The following is a 25,428-nucleotide window of genomic DNA, read 5'->3' as shown; positions in this document are numbered from 1 at the left end:
AGAAAAGAACTATGGGGCTTTGATTGGCCTGACATTAATAATATGTTTGAAAACATTCATTACTGGCCTAAGCCTAAATGGATGCGTTGGAAAACATTCGAGCAAAAGAGAAATAAAATAACCGAGTTAGAAAAGAAGTATTGGCCTATGGCTACCGAAAAAATTGATAAGATTAAAGTATTTAATTAAAGTGCTCCCATAAGACCTACCACTAGCGAAGTGTCTTTATTTTTTTATAAAGATACAATAGTCTAAGTACTTATTTGATATTTCCTTAAAACGAGACAAGACATGTTTTTTAATAAAACTAAAAATAATAAAACCAAAAATCGTTGGTCAGTAAAAGAAGAATATCTCGTCGATAAAATATTTGATAATAAGTACCGTATAAATGAGTTGTTCGGTGCTTTTAATAATGAACAAGAGAAAATAACGCTGTGGTTTGAAAATAAAATATTAACAACAATTCATTGTGCTAAACCTACATTAAACGCATTACTTTCTAATGGGGTTATCGAATCAGATTGTTATAAAGATCCCATCAAAACTAGTGAATATATAGGAGAGGACGATAAAACCTGCTCATTTGTTGATAACTATTTAAACATAGAAGAAGAGTATTTTTCCATTCATGAAGTTACTTTAACAGAGCATGATGGTTATTTAATTTTTGACTATAACAACTCAACTGTTTTTAAAATAGAAGAAAAACAAACACTAAACGAAGACTTTAGTGCTGTTCTAGAATACTTTTCTAGTGAATTAACGGGAAAGTCATTCGAAAGACACACCGAGATTGAGGGGTTAAAAAAAGCGAAAGAACAAAAAGCGAAAGAACAAAAAGCTATAAATGATCAAAGACTCCAAGAAGAAGAAGCTGAACGTAAAAGAGAAAATGAATTCGAACAGCAACTAGTTATACAAGAAAAATTGGGATTCCCTAATATAATTCTTACAACTGAGAGCGTATCGCCTTTTAAAGTCAAAGAAAGGTTAGGCATAGTAAGTGCCGAGTATGCTCATAGATCCACTATTATGAAAGACGTTTTCGCGGAAATTTCTCATATAGGAAAGGCTAGAAATACCAACACACAGAAAGCATTAAAACACGCTAAAGAATCAGCCCTTTTGGAGTTAAAAAGAGAAGCTTATTTATTAGGGGCTGATGCTGTAGTCGCTGTAGACTTAGATTACTCTGAAATTACTGGTGCCGGAGATCCATTGTTATTTCTAGTGGCTAATGGTACAGCTATTACTATAGACAAAGACTAATAAGATCTTTATCAAATACAAATTAAAATTAGCCTCGATACTTTAAACTTTACTCAGTTAAAATATATGAGTGATTATAAGCTATGGTAACACTAAAGGTAACACCAACAATAACTCAACAAAATAAAATCCAATTTTAACAACTAGATACTAGACTTTAACGGTTTCCGGTGGAGACGCCAAAAGCACAATCAAACAAACTCAATAAAGAACAACTCTTCAGTAAAAACAATGCATACAGACCAAAATCATTCCATTACCACTTAATGTCGATTAGTTAAATCTAAAAGTTATGGTACTATTTTTAGTACTACGATTATTTACTCCCTTTTTTCGTAGTACTAAAGAGGTGTTTTAAATGGCTAGACTAACCTGACCACTATCCAGTACTGAAGTAGATAAGGCTAAACCACAAGATAAGGCTTATAGCTTGTTTGACGGTGGTGGCTTAGAGTTACGGATTACAAAAGATAGTACTAAACAATGGCTATTTAAGTACTACAAGCCGCTCACAAAAAACAGAACAAATATTAGTTTTGGTGCTTACCCTACCACCTCATTGGCTAATGCTAGGTTGAAAAGGCAAGCGGCAAAGGAGTTATTAGCACAAGATATTGACCTGTATGTACATAAGAAAGAGCAAGAATTAGCCGGTAAAAAAAATGCTGTCTAATACCTTATTTACTGTTGCTACAAGCTGGTATGAAATTAAGGCTAAAAAACTTACTCCTGAAACAGGTCAACGTATATGGAATTCTTTAGAGAACCATTTATTCAGCGACTTAGGTAAAACACCTAATAACTTTAATTCATTCCTTGTTTTTGTCGCGAGTCTTCATTTTTTATCTCCCCCATTACCCAATCGAGTGCTTGGGTAACTAACTCAGGTTTGTCATGATGAACATGATGCCCGCATGAGCGACAGGTGATATGTTTAGAAACTGGTGAAAGCGTTGTAAAATATTTTTGCCAATTTTGGCTATCTATCCATTCTTTATCCGTTTTCTCAACACCTTTTGGAATTTTAACAGAACTAATCACAGCGACAGGGACATTTGGAAAGCTTTTAACATTACTTGACGATTCTAAACTTCGATCTAATTGCTTGTACTCGTTTGCCACTGCATCAGGCAAAATTATTTTTGCCCACCACGGTATTTCGTTAACACAATATTCTCCATCCGGGGTTTTACAGATTGGTCGCATTTCATGGTGAGTTGGGTCAATGAATATAACAGCAGCAATTTCGTCAGGAAAAGTATTAGCAAACAATTTCATATATAAGCCTCCTAGGGAGTGACCTACCAAAATGTACGGCGGAGAAATATTTAATTCTGTTAGCAATTCTCTAAGCTCAAGGACAATCGTTTCGCCATCTCTTTGTTCATTTATACTGGTACTACCGTAAAAACCTGCTCGGTTATAGGTGAACACTTGAGACGATTGTTCAAATCGCTCAAGAGTAGATTGCCAAGAGGTCATGTCATTTCCCATGCCCGGTTCCAATATTATTACAGGCTTACCCTCTCCAGATAAGTGATAAATATATTCACCATACTTTGTAGATTTCTTCTGAGTGTTTGGCAGTGAACTACATCCTAGCAAGGGTAAAATAACAAACATTAATATAATTACTTTCAATTCAAATCCTTATTTATTTAATCGCTAATTCTTACTGACAAAGATCAAGTTAGAATGTTCGCAGACCATATTATTTACATAGTACAAATAGTTGATAACCAATAGAAAAAATCATTCAAAATGCCCCATCGTAAACTGATTAATGTGCAATTAATCTAGCTATTTTTCAGTTTGATTATATAAAGTTTGAGCAACAGCTAGCTCTGCACGAAATGTTTTAGTTGTGTCATTTACGATACAGCCATCACTTTCATGCAAACAATTATCACTGGCAGTTAAATCCATCGCAACACGTAAGCCAACCATATTAGCGGCGCTCCCTTTCGAGCTTACAGAGCGATCAGTAATCGCTTCTTCAATAAAAACGAATGAGCCACTGCGGATTATCACCGCATTATTATCCTTACAATCGGTAAGCCAGGCTTTACCATTTGCTGGTGCGCCACCGCAGCCGTCGTTCAGTGAACGCTAACTATGCGCATAAAAGGCGTTAGCTATTGACTGTTCTTTGGGTCAACTGACGCATTAGCGGACATGATTTAAATCATCTAAAACACTAACAACTTCCAAAAAAATTCCATAAAGATTAACCTCATAACCGTAACATAGAGGACAAATAAGGTCTTAACACCCGGCTACAAAGGTGTTAAGTGCTATTTATTTATTGATTGTTTAGAATTATCATTTCTTTTGCAACGAGAGCAGAAGAAGGCAAAAACATTGTCGAAACAATTCTTTTGTCAATGACTACTTCGTGCTTGTTATTTAAAGTTTGCTTGTTTTGCGCAAATGCACCATTTTTATTTAATCGGCTTTCAACAAGAAAAGGCAACAAACTACCTTGTTTTGCCCATGATTTAGACTCTTCAGTTGAGTTTGGAAAACCAGCAATTTTTCTTCCCTTTACGAGAAATTCCCCTGTCGATAAAACAATATTAGCAAAAGCCCCTGCGCCATGCCCGCTCGAACCTACAATACCGCCGGCCTCATATATTTTTGTAATAATTGAATGTAAGTCTTTATTGTTAGCAACATCAAATAATGGACCGTATCCACCTCCTATATAAACCCCCCAATAATTACTAGGCTCAATTTGTGTTGGAGTTAAGGATTTATTAGCTTTATCCATAAAAGCTTCATATTTGATGGTATAGCTACTGATACCTATAGGATCCATCATAAATTTAACTTCTCCACCATTAGGTGATACAAAATCAACGTCGAAGCCATGACTTACAAATATATGATACGGTGGTGCTACCTCCCACAAATTATTTCTCGCATCGTGTTTTTCAGGATCTCCCATATCAATCATGTTTGATACAATAATTAATACTTTTTTAATTGGTTCTGCATTTAAATTATTCGAACAAAATAATACTGCGATAAAAAAAATTGAGATTAAAGACTTCATTGTTTTCCCTTGTAAATGATTAAAATTATCACTTAGATAAAGCTCATTTTGCGAAACGTCATATGCCATTGTTTTATATGTTATTTTTGTTTAAACTAATTTGTTTTTTTGAAGCCATACTGATAGCCGTGTAATGTAATCATTCTAAATTTTCATCCTGAAAATTGGGGGGTATACTTAGATTTCATTGAAAACACCGAAAGCTGACATTCGACTGATATCGATTTACCTGATTTTTTTGTGTAGTATAAATTTCATACTTCTATGGTGGTTTGGGGCACAAACCGCCATAGTCTCTATATGAGCTTAGGTTATAAATCCCCCTCGTTTAGCAGGCAGTGCCTCGTAGGTGGGTCATTATGCCTATCTTCTGCTTAGCTAAAGTCAAACTACTTTTAATTAGTAAATGCTGTATCAGCACGTTTGACTAATTCATCAGTTAGTTTCGCCACGGCCTTTAATGAATTACTGTTTTGTCCTTTTTGCAAATCAGCCGCATTAGTGACGATAAACAATGCAGTATTTTCCCCAGGGAATATTTTTATGTCAGCTAACCATTTAGAATTGCTACCGTTATGCTGTAAAAAACTGTCAGTAACGGCCCAACCTAATGCATAGTTTGAATTTTCTGTGGCTGTGTGCAATTTACTGAATTCTGCAGAGGTTAATAAACCCGCAACATCATTTCCACGAGCACCCGCCAAGTGTGCGGCGATATAATTACCTATATCTTCAAGACTACTATGAACAATACCTGCTGGCCCCATAACTGCTGGATTATCCGTATTGTTAGCTTTCCAGCCAGAGCCTGCAGATAAATGTCCAACGGGTTGAGACAAATTATCTTCAACATCAGGGACACCAAAACCACTACTTGTCATCGCAAGGCTGGTAAACAAATTGTTCTCTAACAATGTTTCCCAACTTGTACTGGTAACTCGTTCCATCATTGCCCCTGCAACCATATAACCCAAATTGCTGTAAAGAAATACCCCTGGTTCGACTTCTGTGCTTAGTAACAATGCTTCTTCAACCATTTTTTGACGTTGAGATTCGATATCAAGTGAACTGTTTTGATAACTATTGGTGCCAGGAAGATTAGCTCTCATGCCAGAAGTGTGAGACAACAATTGATCAAGTCGTATGTTTTCATACTTAACGTTCATTACGCCAGATAACTCAGGGTATACGTCAGCAATGGTTGTACTCCAACTGAGTACTCCTTGTTTTACTAGTATTGCCGCTAGTGTTGAGGTCATCGATTTTGTCAACGAACCAAGGTGCCACTTGTCTTCGATAGTGACAGCTTTATTACTGTTAATCGAACGAGACCCCGTGGCGGCCATTTCGATGATTTGGCCGTCATGTACCAAAACCGCAGCCAAAGCAGGTAAACCTGCGACAATTCGAATGTATTCTACAATCTGTTCTAAGTTACCATCACCAGCCATACCTGTTAGCGGCTTTTCAGGTAGGGTATCTGATATTTTTTTACCGTCTCCTTCACCGCACCCCGCCAATATAAATATACTGAGTATTACTAACGCGATTATTGGGGGAAAACGTAATGGAAGAAATAAACGATTCATGTTGCTCTCAATTTTTTTTGAAGTAATTAATGACTAAATAGTAAAGTTTTATTTTGTAAGTATCTTGTATTTAAATGTATAAAAAATGCATATTTATCTACCCTGGGTAATTTGCCGAATTATTAATGGTAAAAAACCTAGGGTTCCTCATAACTGTCAAATTGAATTGTTGTAAATTACAGGCATTTGGGTTTTCCATTTATTCCATGTGCAGTTGTTAATAATCAACTGTGACATGAAGTGTGCAACGTTTATACGGCTAGTTTTACCTGCATCAAAAATAGCACTACGAACGGGAGATGCATAAACATCATATTCCGTGACTGATTCTTCGTTTATTAAACTATCAGGGCGAACTGTTACCCATTCGATTGTTTTTTGGTGGCAACCATAACGGGATTGTAAATATCCCGCTGCTTCTTCGTTGTCAGCATGAGGTGGCAATAACATCCGAATCAAGCCAACTACCAGAGCTTGTGGCATCGAAACTTTTTCGCCAGCTTTCAAATTCTGATTACCGGTGGTATTCATTAAGATAAATTTAATCGGCACATCCGGCCCTGTTGCTTCAATTGCGTGACATAAACGCTGAACCGCATCAGTTACCAAACGTCGAGGGCGACCAAACATCCCATTAAAGTTTAAGTTGTGACCAAGACATGAAACTACCGCTCGACAGCCTTTTACCTGAGATTGCAGTTGGCTATCTGTCATATTTAACAAACAGCCTTCAGTAATTTCTAAGCGGCTATCTTGTATTGTTTCAATGGGTAAAACCTGAGACAAAGCGGCCTTTGAGCGTACAATAATTTTTACTGTTTCATTTTCTTTCGGCAATTGTGCAAGTAACTGCTGAACCACTAAACGTCCCGTTGCGCCACTGGCGCCGACTACAAGTATTGTCATTTATATACTCCCTAAATTATCGCCTAAGTTATTTCCCTAATGATTAACATGTAATCATCTAATGCTTTCACTTTACCTATACGCTAGTGGTATGTACACTACGAATACTGCACTTTAACTATACGGATTTGTATGAACTGGGATTCGGTAAATTTTGATTGGAATCATATTCGTGCATTTTTAGTCACTGCGGAAGAAGGCACGTTATCTGCTGCAGCTAAAGCACTCAGCTCAACCCAACCAACGTTAAGCAGGCAAGTGCATGCTCTTGAAACCGAATTGAAAGTGACTCTATTTGAACGTGTGGGGCAGCGGTTAGTCTTGACTGATACTGGCTTAGCGTTACTAGAGTATGCTCGTGAAATGGGCGCTTCTGCGCTTAAATTTTCATTAGCAGCCACGGGTAAGTCCCAACAAATTGAAGGCACGGTTATCATTTCTGTGGGCGAATTAACTGCTACCTACATAATGCCTAAACTTATCGCTAAGTTACGACAAGCAGAGCCAGGTATAAATATTGAAGTTGTGGTCACCAATGAGCCCAGTGACTTAAAACGCCGTGAAGCTGATATAGCTATTCGTAGTTTTCACCCTAAGCAGGCTGATTTGATTGCTAAAAAAGTGGGTGATGAAGTTATTTGGCTGTATGGCACTCCTGAATATTTACAACAACAACCAGTAATAACTGACTTCTCTCAACTTGAAAACATCCAAATCATTGGTTTTGACCGCAGTAGTTCGGTAACCGACATTCTTAACCGGCAAGGTTGGAACTTATCTAAACAAAACTTTTCAATTATCACCCCATTTCAATTATTACAACTTGAGTTGTGCAAAGAAGGGCAAGGGCTCATTTTTTTTCCTGAAAATATGGGCGATATAGAGCCAAAATTAGCACGTGCCTTTGAACATATGGGCCCGATAATGACCTTGCCTGTGTGGTTAGTATGTCATCAAGAATTACGTACCAGCTTGAGAGTGAGATGTGTTTTTGATTTTATAGCCCAAGAAATGCAAGATATTTATTTGTAAAGTAATTCATACTTTATATTAAGCTGACTTATGTGGTTGGGATTGTTCGTTTAAAATTATTAATCACTTATGTGTTTTTATAAAGATCCTGTTTTAAATTGAAAGGGATACCTTTTAGCGCATACTAAAATCACCTTTGCTTAACCTTTGTCATGGTGAGGTACTGGCTAGGTTTTCACAGCTTAATCCAAACAACAACCAAACAAGTAACATACAAACATGCCATACAGTGACATAGCTCAACCTCATGAATATAAAGGCTTAGCAGGTGATGATACAACGTGTTCAAACAACTACGAATTAAGTAAACAAGGTAGTGCGGTTATAAGCAATGCTTTACCAGTTAATACAACACATAAGACACCACATCAACAAACTACCGATGAATGGCTAAATGATTGGGAGCAAGCATGAAAAATGGAATTACCATTCCCACATGTAAGTGGATAAGAATATTTGAAGCATTCTTAGAGATCATATTTAAAATAGTAGGAGTTTATATTTCTTACCTATTATTTAATTTGCTTGGTGAATTTTTCTTGGGCGACAAATACCAATCAGAAACTGTTTACAGTTTATTATTACTGCCAACCTTGTACGTTTTAAAAGGCGCACATATTATAATTCCACCCTATTTTGTCGTTGTTAAAATATCCGAAAATGAGGTTCAATCTAGAACAGGAATTTTTACCCATAGACTAGATAAGCTTCAGCTTAAAATAGTAGAGAATATTGAAATAATAAGTACCTTGTTAGCTAGGGTATTTAACTACAGCACTATTTTATTATGTGGTCACGGCTCATGGATAAGACTGCCTTATGTAGTTCATCCTAAAGAGATACAAAAGCAAATAGAGCGTAATTTAGAAAACGTAAGAGGTAAGTCGATTTCCACATATATTAGCTTGCTATAAATGGGGCTCAACTTTCTTCAGGCAATAAAAAAGCACCAATCAATGGTGCTTAATGTCTTACTCATTACTTGAATGTAAGAGTATTAAACAGATTAGCTTACTGTTTTTTTAATCTATGTGATGCTAAACCCATAATACCTAATGCGAAGATAGCAAGGGTTGAAGGTTCTGGGATTTGATCAATATCCACTCTTTCACCCATTATATTAATTTCGGAAATACCATATGCATTACAACAATTACCATCAGGAAAATTACTTAATGTAATAAAGTTTGTTGTAATTCCACTCAGTAATGAACCACCAAAACTGAATTCATCATTCTTACCATCAGGTGTGCTAACCAAGGTATCATTTAGCCCACCAAAGGTAAATAATACGTTTTCAATACCACCAGGAATACCGTTATTTTCATTGTTTCCGAATAATTTAAGCGAGTCGATAGTATAAAATCCATCTAAGAATAATGTAATTTCTGCTCCAGCATTAGTTGAAAAAAGTTGGGTGTTATCGTGATCTGTTCCCAACACTCCATCATTCAGAGTTCCTGAGCCATTGGTATAATCAGCTAACGATCCCCAAGTAGCATTATTACCATTTAGAGTTATATTACCGTCATAAACATGAGACCAACCTCCATTCCCTGAAATATCGGCATTGGATATATCGTATCCCGTTATTGTAATCAATCCAGCATTAGCAAAACCACTAACAGATAAAACTAATCCAGCAAAAGCCGCTTTTAACATTTTTACATTCATCTGACTCTCCTTTGTATAGCCTTTTTGAAGAGTTGTTTTATGATTATTGTCACTGGTTATAAAATCATCAGCCATGCCAAAATAAAAACTTACTTAGTAACAATAAGGTAGAAGTAGTAATAAATAATTAAATTCAAACATGTAAACTAACTTGACACTCTATGCGGTTATATCTCCCTGTTTTATTCACAATAATTTTACATGTTTATTAATATATCCCTTAAAAAACTATCTTCAATCGCTCAGTAATAATTGTATAACCACACTGTAAAATGACTAAAATTCATAAAGCGAACTATATTAGTGAGGCTAGTCATTCCTACAAACATCTAATAAATGTATTAAGTTAAGCTTGTTTTTCGTACAAGATAAGGAGATGATTACGAGACTATTCAAGCGGCTATCTGGCGAATATCTTACTTAGCTAAAGCCCGTGGTAAAGGTTATAAACCAGAACAAACAAAGAACTATGGAACAAGTCGAATAAAGTGAATTGAAAATCGAAAAAACTTAGACTAAGCTTTCTAGTGGTTAAAAACAATATCTTGCCAAGGGTTTTATAGAGAAAGTTTATGGACTGTAAATTAAGTTATGAGGAACTGGAACAAAAAGTCATCAACCTAGAAAAGCTTGTCGTTTATCAAAAGCTAGTTCTTTCCAGCATACCTATTTTAATTTTTGAGTTGAACGAAAATGGTGATTATCTTGATGTTTGGGCACATAACCAAGAAGAGTTGGTTGCGAATAAAAAATTCTTACTTAATCGAAATATTTCTGAAATTCTACCCCAAGAAGCTACAACCAAAGTAATGCTAGCTATTAAAGAAGCCAAAGAGAAAGGCCTGTCCCACGGGCAACAAATTCAACTGACTACCCCTAAAGGAGAAATGTGGTTCGAGCTATCAACCACATTAAAATCAAAGGATTCTTCTTCAAAACGATTTATTATGTTGTCACGAGATATAACCAAACAAAAACAGGCAGAAATAAAAGGGTTAAAAATTCTATCTGACATAAAAATATTACAAGGAATTATTCCTATATGCTCCTATTGCCACAAAATGCGTGATGATAAAGATAGCTGGGAAAAGTTGGAAAAATATATTAGTGAACGTTCAGACGCAATGTTCAGCCATGGTATTTGCCCAGACTGTTTACCAAAGGTCTATTTAGATGCGGGGCTGAAATATGATGCCGTTAAAGAAAGTAAATAATATTTAGTCCCTTAAACTATAACAAGCTTCAGAAACCTAAAGTCCTGCCTGTTTTTCGTACAAGATAAAAATAATATACTGTAATACAATTATTAGAGACTAGGCTTATAAAATGACAGCAGTTAACAAAACAACTACCAGTAAATACATGGCTGGCGATATAAGACATTTAATCAACCAAGCTATTCAAAGTGAATTAGCCAACTTACCCACAACACTTTCTGAAATTAAAGATCCTGTTCAACGATTAAACTTCCTAACAAAGCTTATGCCTTTTGTTTGCGCGCCTATTAAGCAAGTTGGCGTAATAACCGCCCGTAGAGAAACTGGTGAAGATAAAGACCTATTTTAACTTTGGTTTTACGGAGTGAATAACAATGCCTAAAGGTCATCATTACGGCAGAACACAAACAAGGGCTTGTATCACCGCATAAACGCCAACGTATTTAAGTCACTACTCACTACACCACTAGGTAGTTATTCAATCAACTCTGAATATCTAAGTGATAATCATTGTAAGCTAGTCTTAAAATAAAATGAAAATGGCGTTCGTTATGTAACATTCACTATAAACGATAAGCAGCACCAAATAGCCTTAAAGCTTGATAATCGAAGCGCAAGTAACAAACTATACATAACTTGCCCATACTGCCAAAAACAACGCCAAAGTGAACGCCCACAAGAGAAGCTTATGAGGCGCATTAAAAAGCTAAGAAAAGAACTATGGGGCTTTGATTGGCCTGAGGTAAATAACATGTTTGAAAACATTTATTACTGGCCTAAGCCTAAGTGGATGCGTTGGGAATTTTTTTACATTAAGCGGAATAAGATAGACGAGTTATAAAAGCAATACTGGCCATTTGTAGATTCTCAAATAGAAAAGTTAAATTTTTTACTTTAAAAGTCACTCAATGACAAACTAATGAGTGAACTTTTATTTTGGTAACACTAAAGGTAACACCAGATACAAAAACACAAATACCGAAATAACAATAACTTAAGCACCATTAACGGTTTCCGCTGGAGACGCCAATCACTTGGTTTTAAACCTTATTTAGATTCGTCTGACCGGTTTTGGTTTTGAAAGCTTCAATGAACAATTTATTGACTCCCATCCCTATCCCTATCCCATACTACCTCACCTTGGGTATAACGCTGTCAGAATCAAACCTAACGACTGTAATAATAACGCTTTAGCCATTTGTCAGCTTAATGCGCTTCTCTGTCGTTATAGCTCGTTTACCTAACAGCAACGCTGCCAACAATGCAGACATAACACCTCCAGCTAATTCACCGTTATTCATAGTGATTATGAATGCGGATGAGTATTGATTTCAACAGGTGGCATAATATAGCCTTGATAGCCATCAGCTCTAAGCGGCTTGATAGTTTGCAAGTGTTTATCATCTTCAACGCCGGTAATGATAGCTTTGATATTTAAGCCTCGGGCAATATTTAGCAAGGCACGACAAAGCTCTAAGTTTTGCTGATTTTCTTCACCTTTTTCATTGTTATAACACGAGAGCGACATATCTAATTTAATATAATGTGGCTTTAACTCCTGGAGATAAGTCAGTGCCCCCATCTGCCTACCACAATTATCTACACCCAATTTCGCCCCTGCATTCTCCATTATTTCACAGAGCTGTATACATGCCGGTAAATTTTGGGTTATGCCAGTCTCTGATATTTCAAAATGAATTTTTTCAGGGCTGTTAACTTTTTCTAAATAGGCAGTAAGCCAACGATGGAAATCTGGATTATTAATACTTTCACGTGATAAATTCACCGCAATTGGCTCAGGGTTTAACGCAAATAGATCGTCCTCATTTATTGCCTCTAATAAACATTGATCGAGTTTATGTCCAAGTGATAATCGCTCAATAAAAGGCATAAACTGCCCTGCAGGTATTATTTTACCCTCAACTTCTAAACGACAATAAATTTCACGATGTATAATTTTATTATCATGACATTGTTGAATCGGCTGCCATCTAAAAGTAAAGTCATTATTACTGATCGCTGCTACAAGTTGTTTCCGCCATGCTTCACGGCTAAACTCTTGCTCTGTTTCAACATAGAACCAATGACTCGACTTCCCTTCACTGACCGCTTTTTGCAGGGCGTTATCTGCCTGTGACAAAAGCTCTGTTCGGTTAACACCGACACTTCGTTCACTTATGCCAATGGAAAATCGTTGTTCAGGCGCACAACCTGCATTTAACATCTCTTGATTCATCAGCCTAATAAGGGATTGTAGGTATTCGCTAACCTGATGTTTGTCCGCTTTTTGAAGTAAAAAAGCAAATTCTGTATTTGAAATACGGGCAACCACAGTATCAGCAGAAAAAGGTAAATCACTGATTAATTTTCGTGCTAACACTTTGATGGTTTGGTCCCGAATTTGATAACCATATTTACTGTGTATTTCATCTAACCAGCTAAAGTCTGCTAATAATAAAGCGCCAAAACCAGGCTCATTTAGCCAACTATTTAACTGCCCGGTGAGATACAACCGATTTGGTAACTGTGATACTTGATCACGCAAACTAACGCTTTTAAGGTTATTAACTTCCTCATCTAATGCCGTAAATACTTGTTTCAACTGCCCAGACATAGAGTTTACAGCAGCCACGACCTCTTTGAGTTCAGACGTTGATGGTAACTTCATATCCGGGTGAAATTTTCTTTTTGAAACATCACGCGCATGTTTAGCAACTTCATGTAGTGGTTTTAAAATTACTTTTAAACGAAAACGTAAAGCCGCAACAGAGATAAGAAAGAGCGCAGCTAAAATCATTAGGGTATCATTCATAATACGCCATAGTTCTTGGTAACCAATCGCAGGATTTGATTCCACTTTGAGTGTTGCTAGTTGTAACCAGCCAGAGGTAATGGTGACCTCTTTACTTTGTTTTTCAAAGAGGTCTAAATCGATAAACCATTGCGGTATCGTTTTAAAGTTGACGTCGTTTTCCCATAGCTGCTTTTTTTGATCGGCAAGCCATGTTAACTGTACTTTTTTATAAAATCCGCCTTCAAAAATCACATTGACCAGTGTATCAACAGTCGCTTTATCACCGGTTTCTAAATGTGGTTTTAACATCAAACTCAATGATGTGACGGTATTATTCAGGTCCGAATCCATTTGGTTAACCATAAATGCTTTAGTTTCAGTAAACTGAAAATAGACCAAGCTCGTCATCACTAATAAAAACAATGCAAATAACAGTGAATTTATCTGATTAAAAAGGGTCATTTTTTTACTCCATACTCAATTTGGGTTGCTTGAGGTTTGAGACGCCCATGCGCTGATTTAAATCTGTCCAGCGTTTGAGACGTTGTGATTTACCCGCAAGTACACCTTGGCCTTTCTTTTTATTAAGCCAAAGTTGCTTACCATTAAAGCTGTACACAGGGATGAGGTCTTTACGTTTTGTTGCTGGTGTTATTTTACCGTCGATATTGTCAAGGATGAGAGGCACTGAAGCTGGGGTTTCATAGTAGGCAACAACCATATGGTATTGGTCCAATGTCACTGCTTTTACCATAGTAATACGCATTTTTTTATCGGGAATACCTAATTCTAATAGGGTAAAGTATTTTGCAATAGCAAAGTCTTCGCAATCCCCACCATTAACGCCTAAAAACTCAAGCGGAGTTGCCCAATAATTACTGACCCCCCATAGTTTACTATCATCGACAAAGTGTAATAGGTTAAAGAAATTATTAACATTGGTTAATTTTTCAGCTTCATTTAACCCATAGGACTCTTTCATTAAGCGAAACCATGCTTTACCTCGCTTTGCAGCCCGTTCACCATAGTGACTACTTAGGGCGGCGATAATTTTAGCCTCGTTTAATTTACTTGTTTTTTTTGCGTACAACATCGATACCATAACTAGTAACAAAGCACTAACTATCAGTATTTTATAAGCAGAGAAAAAATAAGTACTTTTCACCTAACGCTTATTCTTGTTCACTATCAACACTATAGATGGTCCACTTCATATCGGTAATTTCTCTATCACTACTAATTTCGGCAACAATACGTCTATTCTTTTGATGAATATAATCATCATCGCCCTCAAACAGTACTCTCTCGAAACCATAACCCACCGTAGCCACACGATCACTAGCAATATTAAATTTAACAATTAAAATATCCTTAATTGCGTTCGCACGGTTTAGTGATAATTTTTTATTATAGGCGGCTGAGCCTTTAGTGCTGGTATGTCCTTCAATGGATACTTGTACCTGTGAATATTCAGTCATGAACTTTGATAGTTCTTCAATTTGCGGCAGATATTCATCTTTAACTTTATAAGAGTCAGTATCAAAGTTAACATCTAATCTGTGGCGTATTGTATGTACTGTACTAGAGCCACAACCGTTGTTACCAACCTCTGAGCCTGCAAAGCTTTCAGGACAGTTATCACGAGCTAGAATAACACCATCACCTTCATTATCGGTTAAATCAAACGCTTGTTTCGTTGGCTCAGGAGCCATCTCAATTATTTGCACTGAGCAAGCGCTAAGCAATAGTACAGATAAAAAAGTTATTAATTTCATTGCATTTCCTCCGAGAATTCTTTTTCTCCCTGCCAAGTACTCGGTCGAGTAACTCGTAATGCCTCTACTAATAATCCCATAGAGTGTAAAATTCGGTACTGAGCTGATATTTCGGTAAATTCAGCATCTAAAAAATCACGACGTGCTTGATATAGTTCATTTTCAGTATCCAGTAAATCCAATAAGCTACGTCGACCAACTTTAAATTGCTCTTTGTAATCAGACTGGGTGTCTTTTGAAGAAATCACATGCATCTTTATATATTTTTTTTGTAAATTTAATTGCTCAAAGGCATTCCATGACAAAATGAACCCTTCCGTTACTTGACGGTGCACACTACTTCTTAACTCTTTAGCCTCACTGATTTTATAAGCAGTTTCTCTGGTATAAGCATCATTCTTACCACCAGAAAAAATATTGTAAGAAAACCTCACCATGGCGACTACTTCGTTATTTTGTCCGCCAACATCAATACCGCCGAAAGAGGTGCCATCCTCACCGTCTAAATTATCATTGTAATTAGCATTAAGTTCAAAGGTAACTTTCGGGTAATAATTTGATTTTGCAGTTTTATACTGTGCATTAGCCGCTTCAATGTCCATAACCGAAGACTTTATCACTGGGTGATTATCGAGTGTTAAACGTAAGCCTTCTGCTTTTGTTTTTGGTAACAATGAACCATCTGGGTACGGAATAACTAGATTGTTAGGACGTTGTTCAATCACGCGATAAAAGATCACTTCTCTGTCTAAAAAGTTATTTTTAGAGGCTATTAAATTCGAATGAGCCTTTGCCATGCGACCATTAACTTGTGAAAGATCAGCTGAACTACCAAAGCCAGAATCTGTACGCTGTTTAATTTGATTATGAATTTCTTGATGGGACGCTACATTCTTTTCAGCTAGGGCTACTAGTTGCTTAGCCTTGATGAGATCAATATAAACTTTACTTACCTTTAATGCGATATCTTCAGCAATGCCAAGTAAGCGCCACTGATCCGCACGGGTTGTATAACGGGTACGTTCAACTTCACTAAGGGTATGGAAACCACTAAAGAGTTCTTGCTTTAAGCTAAGCCCTATTTCACGCCGTGGTAATTCAGCGGTACCTTCACCCCCAGTGCCTAGTTTTCTGCGAGTACTTGGGCTATCGGTATATTCATAACCAATACCAGCGGTTATATCAATCGTTGGCCAGTAACCGGCTTGAGCTTGTCCTATTTGTTCCTCACTTACTTTAAAACGTGAGTAAGCAATCCGTAATTCAGGGTGATTATCAAAGGTAAACGCTACCGCTTGCTCTAGTGATTGAGCATTTGCAATGCTGGGGTAAAGCATTGCGCAAAATAAAAAATTCACGGCCATTATTTCGCCTGGCCTAAAACATTTTTCTTTCATATTATTTCCTATTTTTATTATATATCCATGCCAATTACTATATGAATAATTATCAAGCTATATCAAAAACTTAAAAACACTAACATTGGTTTAACTTATTATACCATGCTATTTTTTTGTTAAAATTTCACTTTAATACTCTCTGAGAGCTAGCTCCTTAGCGCGTAAAAGTGGGTTTAAAATATATTCAAGCACCGTTCTTTTGCCAATCATCACATCAACACTGGCCATCATTCCAGGAATAATGGGCATCTCTTTATTATCCTTACTTTTCATGCTTGTTTCAGTCGTTCTTACCCTTATGATATAAAAACTATTACCGTCTTCATCTTGAGTAGTATCGGCACTAATATGCTCAACAATCCCCTCAAGCCCACCATAACGGGTGAAATCATAGGCGGTTATTTTAACCATTGCTTTTAAGCCAATAGTGATAAAGGCAATATCCTTAGGAATAATTTTTGCTTCAACGAGTAGTTTGTCTTCTGTAGGGACAATTTCGAGCAATACTTCCCCGGGTTTAACCACGCCACCCAGCGTTGTTATATGTAGTGTTTTTACTGTGCCGACAACAGGAGATAATATTAATGCCTTACTCACTTTATCTTGAGCGCCTACTTGTGCTTCATTTAAGCGTGAAAGCTTTGATTGAAATTCATTAAGTACTGCACGCGCATCTGCTCTAAATTTAAAAACCGCTTCTTGACGTTTTAGCACCGCTTCTTCAAAGGCGGACTTTAGTTTCGGTTTTAATAAACGTAAGGCACTGAGCTCGCCTTTGGTATCATTTACTGTACGTTGTAGCTTTAATAGCTCAACTTGAGGAACAATTCTCTTTTCTGCTAAAGGAATGGTTAATTTAAGCTCGCTATTAACGAGTTGATAGCTATTTTTAAGAGTCCAAATCTTAGAGTCTAACTCTTTAATTTCTTGCTCACGTTGCTTTATTTGTTTGCCTTGAATGGCCACTTGGTTGTTAATGTTATTCAAACGCGTATTATATTCATCTTGATTACGCGCGACAAGTTCAGGTGAACTACTAATCAATTCATCAGGAAACTGTAATTGTGTTTTTTCAATTTTCACTTGCAGTTGCCAATCTTCGACATCAGCCACCAGCACGTTACCAAGCTCGGTACGTAATCGAATAATGTTTGCACGCAGTGCATTAACCTCTTGTGTTTGTTGCGCCATATCAGAGCGAAAACGGGTATCATCAATACGCGCTATTATTTGTCCTTTAGTTACCTTCATTCCCTCTTTAACGTAGAGATCTTGTAATATGCCACCATCAAGGCTTTGTATTATTTGTACTTGTGAAGAGGGGATTATTTTTCCTACACCCCGGGTAACGCGATCAAGTTCAGCATAATATGCCCAAATGATGAAGCAGGTAAAAAGCGCCGCCAATGACCATATGGTTAAACGATGTACGGTGGGCGTTTGCGTTAAAATAGCACCATAGACATCATCCGCCATTTCTAAATCTTCTTTACTTATCTTCATGCTTTAGCCCTCTCTTTAAAGCCGGCATTTAACTTGCCATTCTTTAGCTGCTCTAGGATGGTTTTTTTATCCCCATCAGCCACTAAATGACCATTATCCAAGACAATAATGCGATCAACCAATTGCAATAAATGCATTTTATGAGTAATAAGTATTAACGTGCGTTGTTGTACCGTTTGTTTCATTGATTCAATAAAAAGTTTTTCAGCGCGTGCATCTAAACTAGCTGTAGGCTCATCTAGCAGTAACATTTGTGGATCATTTAAAATAGCCCGTGCTAAAGCTACTGCTTGGCGTTGACCACGAGAGAGAGACAGCCCGCCTTCACCCACTTGTAATTCTAGCCCTTGTGATTCCATATCAGTAAATAAGTTAACACCTGAAAGTTGCACCGCTCTCATTAATTGATATTCCGTTACCTGTTTAGTGCCAAATAGAATGTTGTCTTTAATTGAGCCATGAAAAAGTACAATATCTTGCGGTAGATAACCTATATTCCGTCGAAGATCGCTAGGATGGATCTGACCTTGATGCACGCCATCATAACGAATGCTACCTTGTTTTGGTTTATACAAGCCTAATAACAACTTAGCAAGCGTGGTTTTTCCTGAGCCATTTCGACCAATGATTGCTATTTTTTCACCCGGGGACATTTTCAATGATAACGGGTATAACGCAGGTTTTTCAATGTCAGGATAGTTAAAACTCACATGTTCCAAAACAATATGACCTTCAAGCTTAGTACGGCTAACAAGGTGGCCTTTATTTTCAAATTCAGTTTCTTGACTCATAATGCCATCAAGTTGTCTTAATGAACTTGCGGTTTGATTGTATCGAGTCATTAATGAGGCAATTTTGGCCATAGGACCAACGGCTCGACTTGATAACATCACGGCGGCAATAATGCCGCCCATTGAAATAAGCCCATCCGAAACGCGGTAAACCCCTAAAACAATAACGGCAACAACAACCATCTGAACAATAAAGCTAGAAAAATTAGCGACTGAATTGGTGATTATTTTGGTTTTAAGTTGCCAATTAGAGGTATAGCCAAGCATCTGTTGCCAAGCATTTTGCACTATACCTTCCGCACCACTTGCTTTAATTGACTCTAATGAAGAGAGGCTTTCAACAAGGTGCCCATGGCGTAAACCTGAAAACTTATTACTTTCTTCTATTGCATGGCGTAATTTCGATTGCACCAAAAAGGCATAACCTAAAATTAACACGGTAGCGAGCACCGAAAATATGGCTAAATCTCCGGCGACAAGATAGATAATAAAAATAAAGAATATTGAAAAGGGTAAATCGACTAATGCAGTAACTGTCGCAGAGGATAAAAAGTCTCGCACGCTCTCAAATTCACCAAGTTGCCTTGCCATGCCGCCGACACTGGGTGCCTTTTTCTCTAATGAAATACCAATAACTTTAGCGTACAGTTTTGAGGATGTTTGGATGTCGATTTTTTTTCCTGCAACATCAATAAGATAAGATCTTAACTGCTTAAGAATAAAATCGAAGATGTAAGCAATACTTGCACCAACGGCAAGTACCCATAAACTTTCAAAAGCTAAGTTAGGAACAATTTTATCATAGATATTCATCACTAATAGCGGCGAGACTAAGGCAAAAACATTGACTAAAACAGAAGCAATAATAACATCACGATAAATAGGGGCTGATTCACGAATCGTATCCCATAACCAATGTTTCTTGGTATCTCCTATATGGACATCAAAATCACGGTCACCATGATATTTTTGTTTAATTAAGAACAGGTATCCTACATAAACCGACTCTAGTTCTTCGATGGAAAATTGCTCTTCTCCGCCCGTTTCCGGCAGTGAAATAACCGCTATATTGGCTTGAAAATCGATAGATTGTAAAATGCATGCTTTTTGATCTTTAAGCATTAATATACAGGGCAGTAACATCTGTGGGATATTATCAAGGCTTTTACGACTTAACTTAGCACTTAAACCTGCACGCATAGCCGCTTGTGGTAATAACTCAGGAGAGAGTACGCTGCTTGTTAAGGGTAAACCTGCCGCTAGCGCTTCAGCTGAGCATGGGCTACCAAAATGCTCTGTTAATAACACTAAGCAGTCTAAAAGAGGATCTTCGCTAATACGCTGAGAGGCGTTTATCGTCCATTGTGGTTGTGCTGATGACATTTAAATGCTTGAATCCATGTAATATTTACCTAACCATATAACTTATAGCGAGTTATAGAGAGTTATATCTTAATAATGTTTAAAAATAGCGTGATTGAGGCGTTTTCTTAAGTGTTAATTATGCCTGAACAGTGGCAATAGAAAAGTTCTATTGCCACTGTTCGACTTAACTAACAAAGTTCACAAAGCTCACAAAGCTCAGAAGAGATGCTATAGCAACATGTACCAAAGTTATACTTGTTCATCAGGAATAACCTCCATTGTTACACTATCTACGGAAACACTATCGCCAATAAACAATGCCCCTTTATGCTCCCCTGTTAACATATCATTAATAATCGTGACATCTTCACTACCAAGAACAACATTATCACTTCCAAGAACGACATTATCTAAAATGATTGTTTGTGTTATATCTGAGTCAGGATCACCATTTGCATGTATTTCAATAGTGGTATTAGTACCATCATTTGAGAAATCTAAGTAATCATCGAGGTTTTCATCACCACTTAACTGTAATAAATCACTCAGGTCAAGCACGTCTCCCTGTGCAACATTAAAATCTGTCACATGGTCCGTGCCCGTATCACCGATTGACCAAACAAAGGTATCTGCGCCATCGCCGCCAATGAGGATATCGTCTCCAAGGCCGCCAATAAGCAGATCGTCACCGCTTCCGCCTTCAAGCCTGTCGTTGCCGTCTCCTGCGACGAGAACATCATCACCAGCATGGCCCTCAAGATATAACGTATTGTCGATATATCCAGTTGCTCCACTATTACCATCTGAGACATAGTTACCGGTAAGTGTTGTTCCGTCACTCAAGGTCACCGTAAACTGAGCGCCAACAAGGTCTGCACCAAAGTCATTCCCGAGATTGTCTGTATCAAAAGCAAAGGTAAATTCATCACCATTGGTAAAATCACCAGCATCGAAATTAGCAACCAATAAGCTACTGTCGTCAGAGCCCATTGCAACAAAGATTTCAGCTTGTGAACCCATATTATTTGTCTTCGAAGTACTGTCGGATACGTCCCATTTTGCATCGCTATCTATGCTAGAAAGGTCAATGCTAATTTGACTGACCGATAGCCCTGCGGTAACGGTTGTGAAGGCAAACCCGAATTGATTTGCTGTTGAGTAGGTATCCCCTGCGCTAACGCTTGCGTTTATACTCGTTTCGACAACTGAATTGGCAAGCGATTCACCGAAGATAATGTCATTTTCATGAGTCCCTTTAAGGTGTGTTGTATTTTGGTAATCCAAGCTCACTGTTGCACTATCAGAGGCATTGTTCCCTTCGAGGGTGTAGTTGAAACTATCACCATCACTACCACTGGCGATAGTAACAGCGCCATTATTTAAGGCCACACCATTACCAGTAACGCCAGTAATTTGGCTATTTTCTGGTGCTGCATCACCATGGGTAAGGTAAGCCGTATCAATAACGACCGCAGAGCCCTCATTTGCATTGGTAATAACGTTATTTACATTAGCATCGAGCCCTGCGTAGTAGTCAATATTCAACTCTAGTAGCAAGGTGTCGGTATCCAAATCACCGTCAATAACTGTTACGTTGATCGTCTCTTTTTCGTTGATGACATTCTGGTCTACATCGATATTGTAGCTGTATATACCGGTTGCAAAGTTAAGAGTGAACAGTCCACCAAGTTCAGTGTTCACCGAAACTTCACCTGGGTAGTCAGCAGATGTATAGGTGGTGCCATCAATGGTAAATTCGTGAATATTACCGCCGTCGGCGCCGATGTTAATGCCACCTCCGGCAGTAAGAATACTGAGTTCACCACCGATATTATTGTTGTCGAAATATGCAATGACCGTAGCGGTTAGATCGGACGCATCGTCAACAATCACCGCGTAATCACTGTTGTCATCACTCGGATCTTTAGAGTGTGCAATCGGCAGTAATTCATTGAGTGGTGCATTACCGATACCGATGGCAAAAGAGATATCATAAGAACCGTCTAAGTAAGTTTCCCATGCTTCTTGCTCATCCTCCCCAATTTCGTAGCCATTGTTGGGTTTGCCATCGGAGATGAAATAAACAAAACTTTGATCTGCCGTTGGTAAACCGCCACTGCTAATCACCTCATTTAAGGCGCTACTGTAGCGTGTTCCATCATCAGCAGATAGGCCATTTAAGTAGTTAATGGCACCATCGATATCATCTAGCAGCCAAGTTGAATTTCCCATAGTACTGCCAGAGAAAGTCACGATTTGAATATTGACATTACCGGTATCATCAACCTCATTGATTAACGCGATGAGGGATTCAACCGCTGTCTCAAGATAGCTTTTTCCATTTCCCGCGGAGTAATCCATACTACCGGATAGATCGAGCACAAAGGATAAGTTGGTAGTGATTGGCTCTGCGTTAGTCGACAAGTTTTGACTGATATCGTTTACCACAGGTACATCATCTATGATATCGATAATCAAGTTAGCATTAGATGAAAAGCCGACACCGTTTTCAACGGTATATTTGATGGTGTCAGAAATACTGTTATCTAACGAATTAGAAGTTAGTTGATATTCGTAATAACCCGCTCGCTCACTATTACTGTCATCCACATGAACCGTCAGCACACCATACTCGGTAGTAACTGTAATGATGCCGTTATTGAGCGTGCCCCCCTCAACAGCTATAATTTTAGTTGAACTGCTGATACCTGAATCGTTGTCTAGCAGGTTGCCGACCGTAATATTACTGCCACTACCTGCATCACTGCCTTTAGTAAGGCCAGATTCATCTACGGCGCCTGAATCGTCTGCCGCCGTTGGCGTTGAGTCCTGTTTAACGGTCAACGTGGCAGAGTTCCCAGAGTCGGGACCACCATCTACATCGTTAAGTGTATAGGAAAACTCATCCTCCATTGCTACACCAGAGGTGGTGGATGTGGTGATGGAGTTTAGTGTAAAGCTACTTCCTGAGCCTGCTCCTAAGACAATGATTTGAAAAGGTACATCGGAGCTAATTGACAGATTGTTAGAACTGACAACACCGCTATCAATTAGCAAGCCTGCTTTATCATATGCTTGCCAATTAACGCTTTCACTGGATTTAACACCAAAAAGTGTCACATCCGCGCTATTTACGGCACTGTCGAACTTCACAACTAAGGCTTCGTTTTTGTTGATTTCGTCGTGAGATTCATCGATTGAAGAGTGTATCCCGAGTTTATTACCTCTCTCATGTACATGTGCTCCAGTATCTTCCAAATCACTTAAATTGATATTAGTGCTATTTCCATAGACATAAAATGATACGCCAATCCCATTTAGTAAGTCGTAACTGGATAATGTATTAACGACAGCTTCGACTTGGGTAGATTCATAGCTATAACTACCATCTTGGTTAATGATTAATATGCCATCATCCGTGTTAATGGTGAGGTTACCCTCATCATCCCATTTATCATAATCAATAGTACCAAAGCTAACGCTTTCTACATAAGTTGCGTCAGCACCAATATCATCGATACCATTACCATCCGTTCCTGCACCGGAAATTACGTTACCGTATGCGGTGCCGCCAAAACCAACGCTGTCGGTATCATTATTGGCAATGGGTGCAGTATCGGTTAATGCAACCTCAACCTTGGTCCATACTGTTACACCATTGCCGTCAGTTGCTTGGTAATAGAAACTATCAGAAACTATACCATCACTATGATCAATGCTTGCTGGTGCCTTATAATCATAAGAGCCATCGGCGTTAATGGTAATGGTGCCTCCAAGTACGGTAGTTACCGATGCACCAGCCGTAGCCGTGGATATTTCATCGCTACCACTACTGTCACTAGCCAAGGACTGAACAGATAACACATCGCTTTCAACATCAGTATCATTACCCGTTAGCTGAGCCCCTGTTATTGAAAGGCTTCCGCCCTCAACCACAGTAAATTGGTCTAACTGTCCTTCTGGTGCGTCGTTTTCACCAATAATATTAATGGTTACCGTGGCAGTGTCGGTTGCACCTTTGGCATCAGTAATAGTGTAATTGAATGTATCCTGCTCTACTTGCCCAGCAGTGAGCTGTTCAAACTGACCATTGGGATCATAGTTGTAGGTGCCGTTTTGGTAGATAGTTAATAGTGCACCACTGGCTAATATTACCGTTGTACCATCGGTAATGTCATTGCCATTAACAGCACTCACCCAGAAGTTATCGCCTTGCGGATCTGTATCGTTGGCGATAAGTCCATTATTTACATCAGAAACTGTAAGCGAATTATCTTCACTGGAGATAATGGCACCGTCCCCTAAGTTTGCACCAACAACGCTAATTGAAGATAAAACGTAATCGGAAGAATCACCACTGTTAACAGGGTCTACATTATTAATTGCTTCAAATACTAAAGTATCAAAAACAACATCGCCGGTATTGATGCTAAATGAACCATCTGCACCAGAGGCATTAACAAAAGTTTGGCTATCAACTAAAATACCATTGTAATAAGCCTTCCAAACACCTTGCTCATTACCACTTTCACCTGAAAATAGTCTAGCTACATCAAAATCAACTTGATTCACCAGTTCATTAAAGGTGAAAACAATAGCTTCAGACTGTTCACTAACAGCATCGTATTCAATCTGATCAGGAACTGCCCCCGAATCACGAATACTGCCTGAAACACCGATTCCGCTGTTGTTAATTGTTGAAATCTGACCAGCTACTAATTCACCAGCATCATTAAAGGTGCGCGCTGTGACGGTAAAGAGGGCATTATCATCACCATCTGTTGGAATGACAAGGCCATTAGTGAAGTCTGCACTAGCAGTGTAATTGTTAATAGTGTTGCCATCGTCAATAGCATCGACAGAGTTAATAGTAATGGCTGCCGTATCACTGCTGTTTAAGCTTTCTAAATTACCGCTGCTGTTCACCGTGGCAACTGACAGTGTCGATGCATCACCAGCCACTGCAAATTCGCTTGAAGTCGCGGTGGTTTCACCCTGTGCAAACGTTATCGTTGCGCCGTTGTTTAAGGTAACGGTTACGGGGCCATCCGTTGA

General features: G+C 38.1%; 19 protein-coding genes and 3 pseudogenes. 9 read left to right on the top strand and 13 right to left on the bottom strand.

Annotated features, from left to right (window positions below):
- The 3 genes and pseudogenes from F580_RS0100110 to F580_RS0100100 all read left to right on the top strand — a co-directional run.
- Window positions 1-189, top strand: a pseudogene (locus F580_RS0100110) (hypothetical protein); the annotation flags it as partial.
- Between the two features lie 102 nt (window positions 190-291).
- A complete protein-coding gene (locus tag F580_RS25270; RefSeq protein WP_019025660.1) occupies window positions 292-1,272 on the top strand; it encodes a YbjQ family protein in 981 nt (326 codons plus the stop codon).
- 391 nt (window positions 1,273-1,663) lie between these two features.
- A pseudogene (locus tag F580_RS0100100) lies at window positions 1,664-1,945 on the top strand (integrase arm-type DNA-binding domain-containing protein); the annotation flags it as partial.
- A 131-nt stretch (window positions 1,946-2,076) separates the two neighbouring features.
- Here F580_RS0100100 and F580_RS0100095 read toward each other — a convergent pair.
- From F580_RS0100095 to F580_RS0100075, 5 genes are all read right to left on the bottom strand, one after another.
- Window positions 2,077-2,913 carry an alpha/beta fold hydrolase gene (locus F580_RS0100095; protein WP_157442947.1) on the bottom strand — a complete coding sequence of 279 codons (837 nt, stop codon included), beginning with the start codon at window positions 2,911-2,913 and terminating at the stop codon, window positions 2,077-2,079.
- A gap of 159 nt (window positions 2,914-3,072) precedes the next feature.
- On the bottom strand, window positions 3,073-3,303 hold the full coding sequence (locus F580_RS0100090) for a hypothetical protein (RefSeq protein WP_019025657.1): 231 nt from the start codon (window positions 3,301-3,303) through the stop codon (window positions 3,073-3,075).
- Window positions 3,304-3,574: 271 nt separating this feature from the next.
- Window positions 3,575-4,327 carry a type 1 glutamine amidotransferase domain-containing protein gene (locus tag F580_RS0100085; protein WP_026301146.1) on the bottom strand — a complete coding sequence of 251 codons (753 nt, stop codon included), beginning with the start codon at window positions 4,325-4,327 and terminating at the stop codon, window positions 3,575-3,577.
- Between the two features lie 395 nt (window positions 4,328-4,722).
- Entirely contained in the window at window positions 4,723-5,916 is a 1,194-nt protein-coding gene (locus F580_RS23650) for a serine hydrolase domain-containing protein (RefSeq protein ID WP_019025655.1), read from the bottom strand.
- 156 nt (window positions 5,917-6,072) lie between these two features.
- The gene (locus F580_RS0100075) at window positions 6,073-6,822 is read right to left on the bottom strand and encodes an NAD(P)-dependent oxidoreductase (protein WP_019025654.1); all 750 of its coding nucleotides are present in this window, start codon (window positions 6,820-6,822) and stop codon (window positions 6,073-6,075) included.
- Window positions 6,823-6,954: 132 nt separating this feature from the next.
- Between F580_RS0100075 and F580_RS0100070 the strand changes: the two genes are divergently transcribed.
- From F580_RS0100070 to F580_RS0100060, 3 genes are all read left to right on the top strand, one after another.
- Entirely contained in the window at window positions 6,955-7,854 is a 900-nt protein-coding gene (locus F580_RS0100070; RefSeq protein WP_019025653.1) for a LysR family transcriptional regulator, read from the top strand.
- Window positions 7,855-8,073: 219 nt separating this feature from the next.
- Entirely contained in the window at window positions 8,074-8,268 is a 195-nt protein-coding gene (locus tag F580_RS0100065) for a hypothetical protein (protein WP_019025652.1), read from the top strand.
- The gene (locus F580_RS0100060) at window positions 8,265-8,768 is read left to right on the top strand and encodes a PH domain-containing protein (protein WP_019025651.1); all 504 of its coding nucleotides are present in this window, start codon (window positions 8,265-8,267) and stop codon (window positions 8,766-8,768) included. Before F580_RS0100065 ends, F580_RS0100060 begins: the two co-directional genes overlap by 4 nt.
- 97 nt (window positions 8,769-8,865) lie before the next feature.
- On the opposite strand, the gene F580_RS26770 is transcribed toward F580_RS0100060, so the two are convergent.
- Window positions 8,866-9,603 carry a PEP-CTERM sorting domain-containing protein gene (locus tag F580_RS26770; RefSeq protein ID WP_019025650.1) on the bottom strand — a complete coding sequence of 246 codons (738 nt, stop codon included), beginning with the start codon at window positions 9,601-9,603 and terminating at the stop codon, window positions 8,866-8,868.
- Between the two features lie 315 nt (window positions 9,604-9,918).
- On the opposite strand from F580_RS26770, the pseudogene F580_RS27255 reads away from it, so the two are divergent.
- The 3 genes and pseudogenes from F580_RS27255 to F580_RS0100045 all read left to right on the top strand — a co-directional run.
- A pseudogene (locus F580_RS27255) lies at window positions 9,919-10,020 on the top strand (YagK/YfjJ domain-containing protein); the annotation flags it as partial.
- An 80-nt stretch (window positions 10,021-10,100) separates the two neighbouring features.
- A complete protein-coding gene (locus F580_RS25265) occupies window positions 10,101-10,742 on the top strand; it encodes a PAS domain S-box protein (RefSeq protein ID WP_019025649.1) in 642 nt (213 codons plus the stop codon).
- Window positions 10,743-10,854: 112 nt separating this feature from the next.
- Window positions 10,855-11,094, top strand: a complete 240-nt coding sequence (locus F580_RS0100045; protein ID WP_019025648.1) for a hypothetical protein — start codon at window positions 10,855-10,857, stop codon at window positions 11,092-11,094.
- A 957-nt stretch (window positions 11,095-12,051) separates the two neighbouring features.
- Here F580_RS0100045 and F580_RS0100035 read toward each other — a convergent pair.
- The 7 genes from F580_RS0100035 to F580_RS0100005 form a co-directional block, all read right to left on the bottom strand.
- Window positions 12,052-14,001 (bottom strand): bifunctional diguanylate cyclase/phosphodiesterase, encoded by a 1,950-nt coding sequence (locus F580_RS0100035; RefSeq protein ID WP_019025646.1) that lies wholly within the window; start codon window positions 13,999-14,001, stop codon window positions 12,052-12,054.
- 4 nt (window positions 14,002-14,005) lie between these two features.
- Complete coding sequence (locus tag F580_RS0100030) at window positions 14,006-14,641, bottom strand: transglutaminase-like cysteine peptidase (protein ID WP_083926934.1); 636 nt, start codon at window positions 14,639-14,641, stop codon at window positions 14,006-14,008.
- Window positions 14,642-14,711: 70 nt separating this feature from the next.
- Entirely contained in the window at window positions 14,712-15,314 is a 603-nt protein-coding gene (locus tag F580_RS0100025) for an OmpA family protein (protein WP_019025644.1), read from the bottom strand.
- Complete coding sequence (locus F580_RS0100020) at window positions 15,311-16,711, bottom strand: TolC family outer membrane protein (protein WP_019025643.1); 1,401 nt, start codon at window positions 16,709-16,711, stop codon at window positions 15,311-15,313. The genes F580_RS0100025 and F580_RS0100020 overlap by 4 nt, the downstream gene beginning before the upstream one ends.
- 132 nt (window positions 16,712-16,843) lie before the next feature.
- Entirely contained in the window at window positions 16,844-18,217 is a 1,374-nt protein-coding gene (locus tag F580_RS0100015) for an HlyD family type I secretion periplasmic adaptor subunit (RefSeq protein ID WP_019025642.1), read from the bottom strand.
- The gene (locus F580_RS0100010) at window positions 18,214-20,391 is read right to left on the bottom strand and encodes a type I secretion system permease/ATPase (protein WP_019025641.1); all 2,178 of its coding nucleotides are present in this window, start codon (window positions 20,389-20,391) and stop codon (window positions 18,214-18,216) included. Before F580_RS0100010 ends, F580_RS0100015 begins: the two co-directional genes overlap by 4 nt.
- A 231-nt stretch (window positions 20,392-20,622) precedes the next feature.
- A partial coding sequence (locus tag F580_RS0100005) for a beta strand repeat-containing protein (RefSeq protein ID WP_019025640.1) occupies window positions 20,623-25,428 on the bottom strand: 4,806 nt, incomplete at its 5' end.

Origin of the sequence: Colwellia piezophila ATCC BAA-637 (genome assembly GCF_000378625.1) — a bacterium.
In the GTDB taxonomy this organism is placed as follows: domain Bacteria; phylum Pseudomonadota; class Gammaproteobacteria; order Enterobacterales; family Alteromonadaceae; genus Colwellia; species Colwellia piezophila.
The sequence above is the reverse complement of the archived record's forward strand: the minus strand, read 5'-3'. Positions and strand labels throughout refer to the sequence as shown.

What these genes read in the sequence shown, in the direction of transcription:
- F580_RS0100065 (WP_019025652.1), top strand. Translation starts at nt 8,074, where the DNA reads ATGCCATACAGTGACATAGCTCAACCTCATGAATATAAAGGCTTAGCA.
- F580_RS25265 (WP_019025649.1), top strand. Translation starts at nt 10,101, where the DNA reads ATGGACTGTAAATTAAGTTATGAGGAACTGGAACAAAAAGTCATCAAC.
- F580_RS26770 (WP_019025650.1), bottom strand. Translation starts at nt 9,603, where the DNA reads ATGGCTGATGATTTTATAACCAGTGACAATAATCATAAAACAACTCTT.
- F580_RS0100070 (WP_019025653.1), top strand. Translation starts at nt 6,955, where the DNA reads ATGAACTGGGATTCGGTAAATTTTGATTGGAATCATATTCGTGCATTT.
- F580_RS25270 (WP_019025660.1), top strand. Translation starts at nt 292, where the DNA reads ATGTTTTTTAATAAAACTAAAAATAATAAAACCAAAAATCGTTGGTCA.
- F580_RS0100075 (WP_019025654.1), bottom strand. Translation starts at nt 6,822, where the DNA reads ATGACAATACTTGTAGTCGGCGCCAGTGGCGCAACGGGACGTTTAGTG.
- F580_RS0100025 (WP_019025644.1), bottom strand. Translation starts at nt 15,314, where the DNA reads ATGAAATTAATAACTTTTTTATCTGTACTATTGCTTAGCGCTTGCTCA.
- F580_RS0100020 (WP_019025643.1), bottom strand. Translation starts at nt 16,711, where the DNA reads ATGAAAGAAAAATGTTTTAGGCCAGGCGAAATAATGGCCGTGAATTTT.
- F580_RS0100035 (WP_019025646.1), bottom strand. Translation starts at nt 14,001, where the DNA reads ATGACCCTTTTTAATCAGATAAATTCACTGTTATTTGCATTGTTTTTA.
- F580_RS0100060 (WP_019025651.1), top strand. Translation starts at nt 8,265, where the DNA reads ATGAAAAATGGAATTACCATTCCCACATGTAAGTGGATAAGAATATTT.
- F580_RS0100030 (WP_083926934.1), bottom strand. Translation starts at nt 14,641, where the DNA reads ATGGTATCGATGTTGTACGCAAAAAAAACAAGTAAATTAAACGAGGCT.
- F580_RS0100015 (WP_019025642.1), bottom strand. Translation starts at nt 18,217, where the DNA reads ATGAAGATAAGTAAAGAAGATTTAGAAATGGCGGATGATGTCTATGGT.
- F580_RS0100045 (WP_019025648.1), top strand. Translation starts at nt 10,855, where the DNA reads ATGACAGCAGTTAACAAAACAACTACCAGTAAATACATGGCTGGCGAT.
- F580_RS0100085 (WP_026301146.1), bottom strand. Translation starts at nt 4,327, where the DNA reads ATGAAGTCTTTAATCTCAATTTTTTTTATCGCAGTATTATTTTGTTCG.
- F580_RS23650 (WP_019025655.1), bottom strand. Translation starts at nt 5,916, where the DNA reads ATGAATCGTTTATTTCTTCCATTACGTTTTCCCCCAATAATCGCGTTA.
- F580_RS0100010 (WP_019025641.1), bottom strand. Translation starts at nt 20,391, where the DNA reads ATGTCATCAGCACAACCACAATGGACGATAAACGCCTCTCAGCGTATT.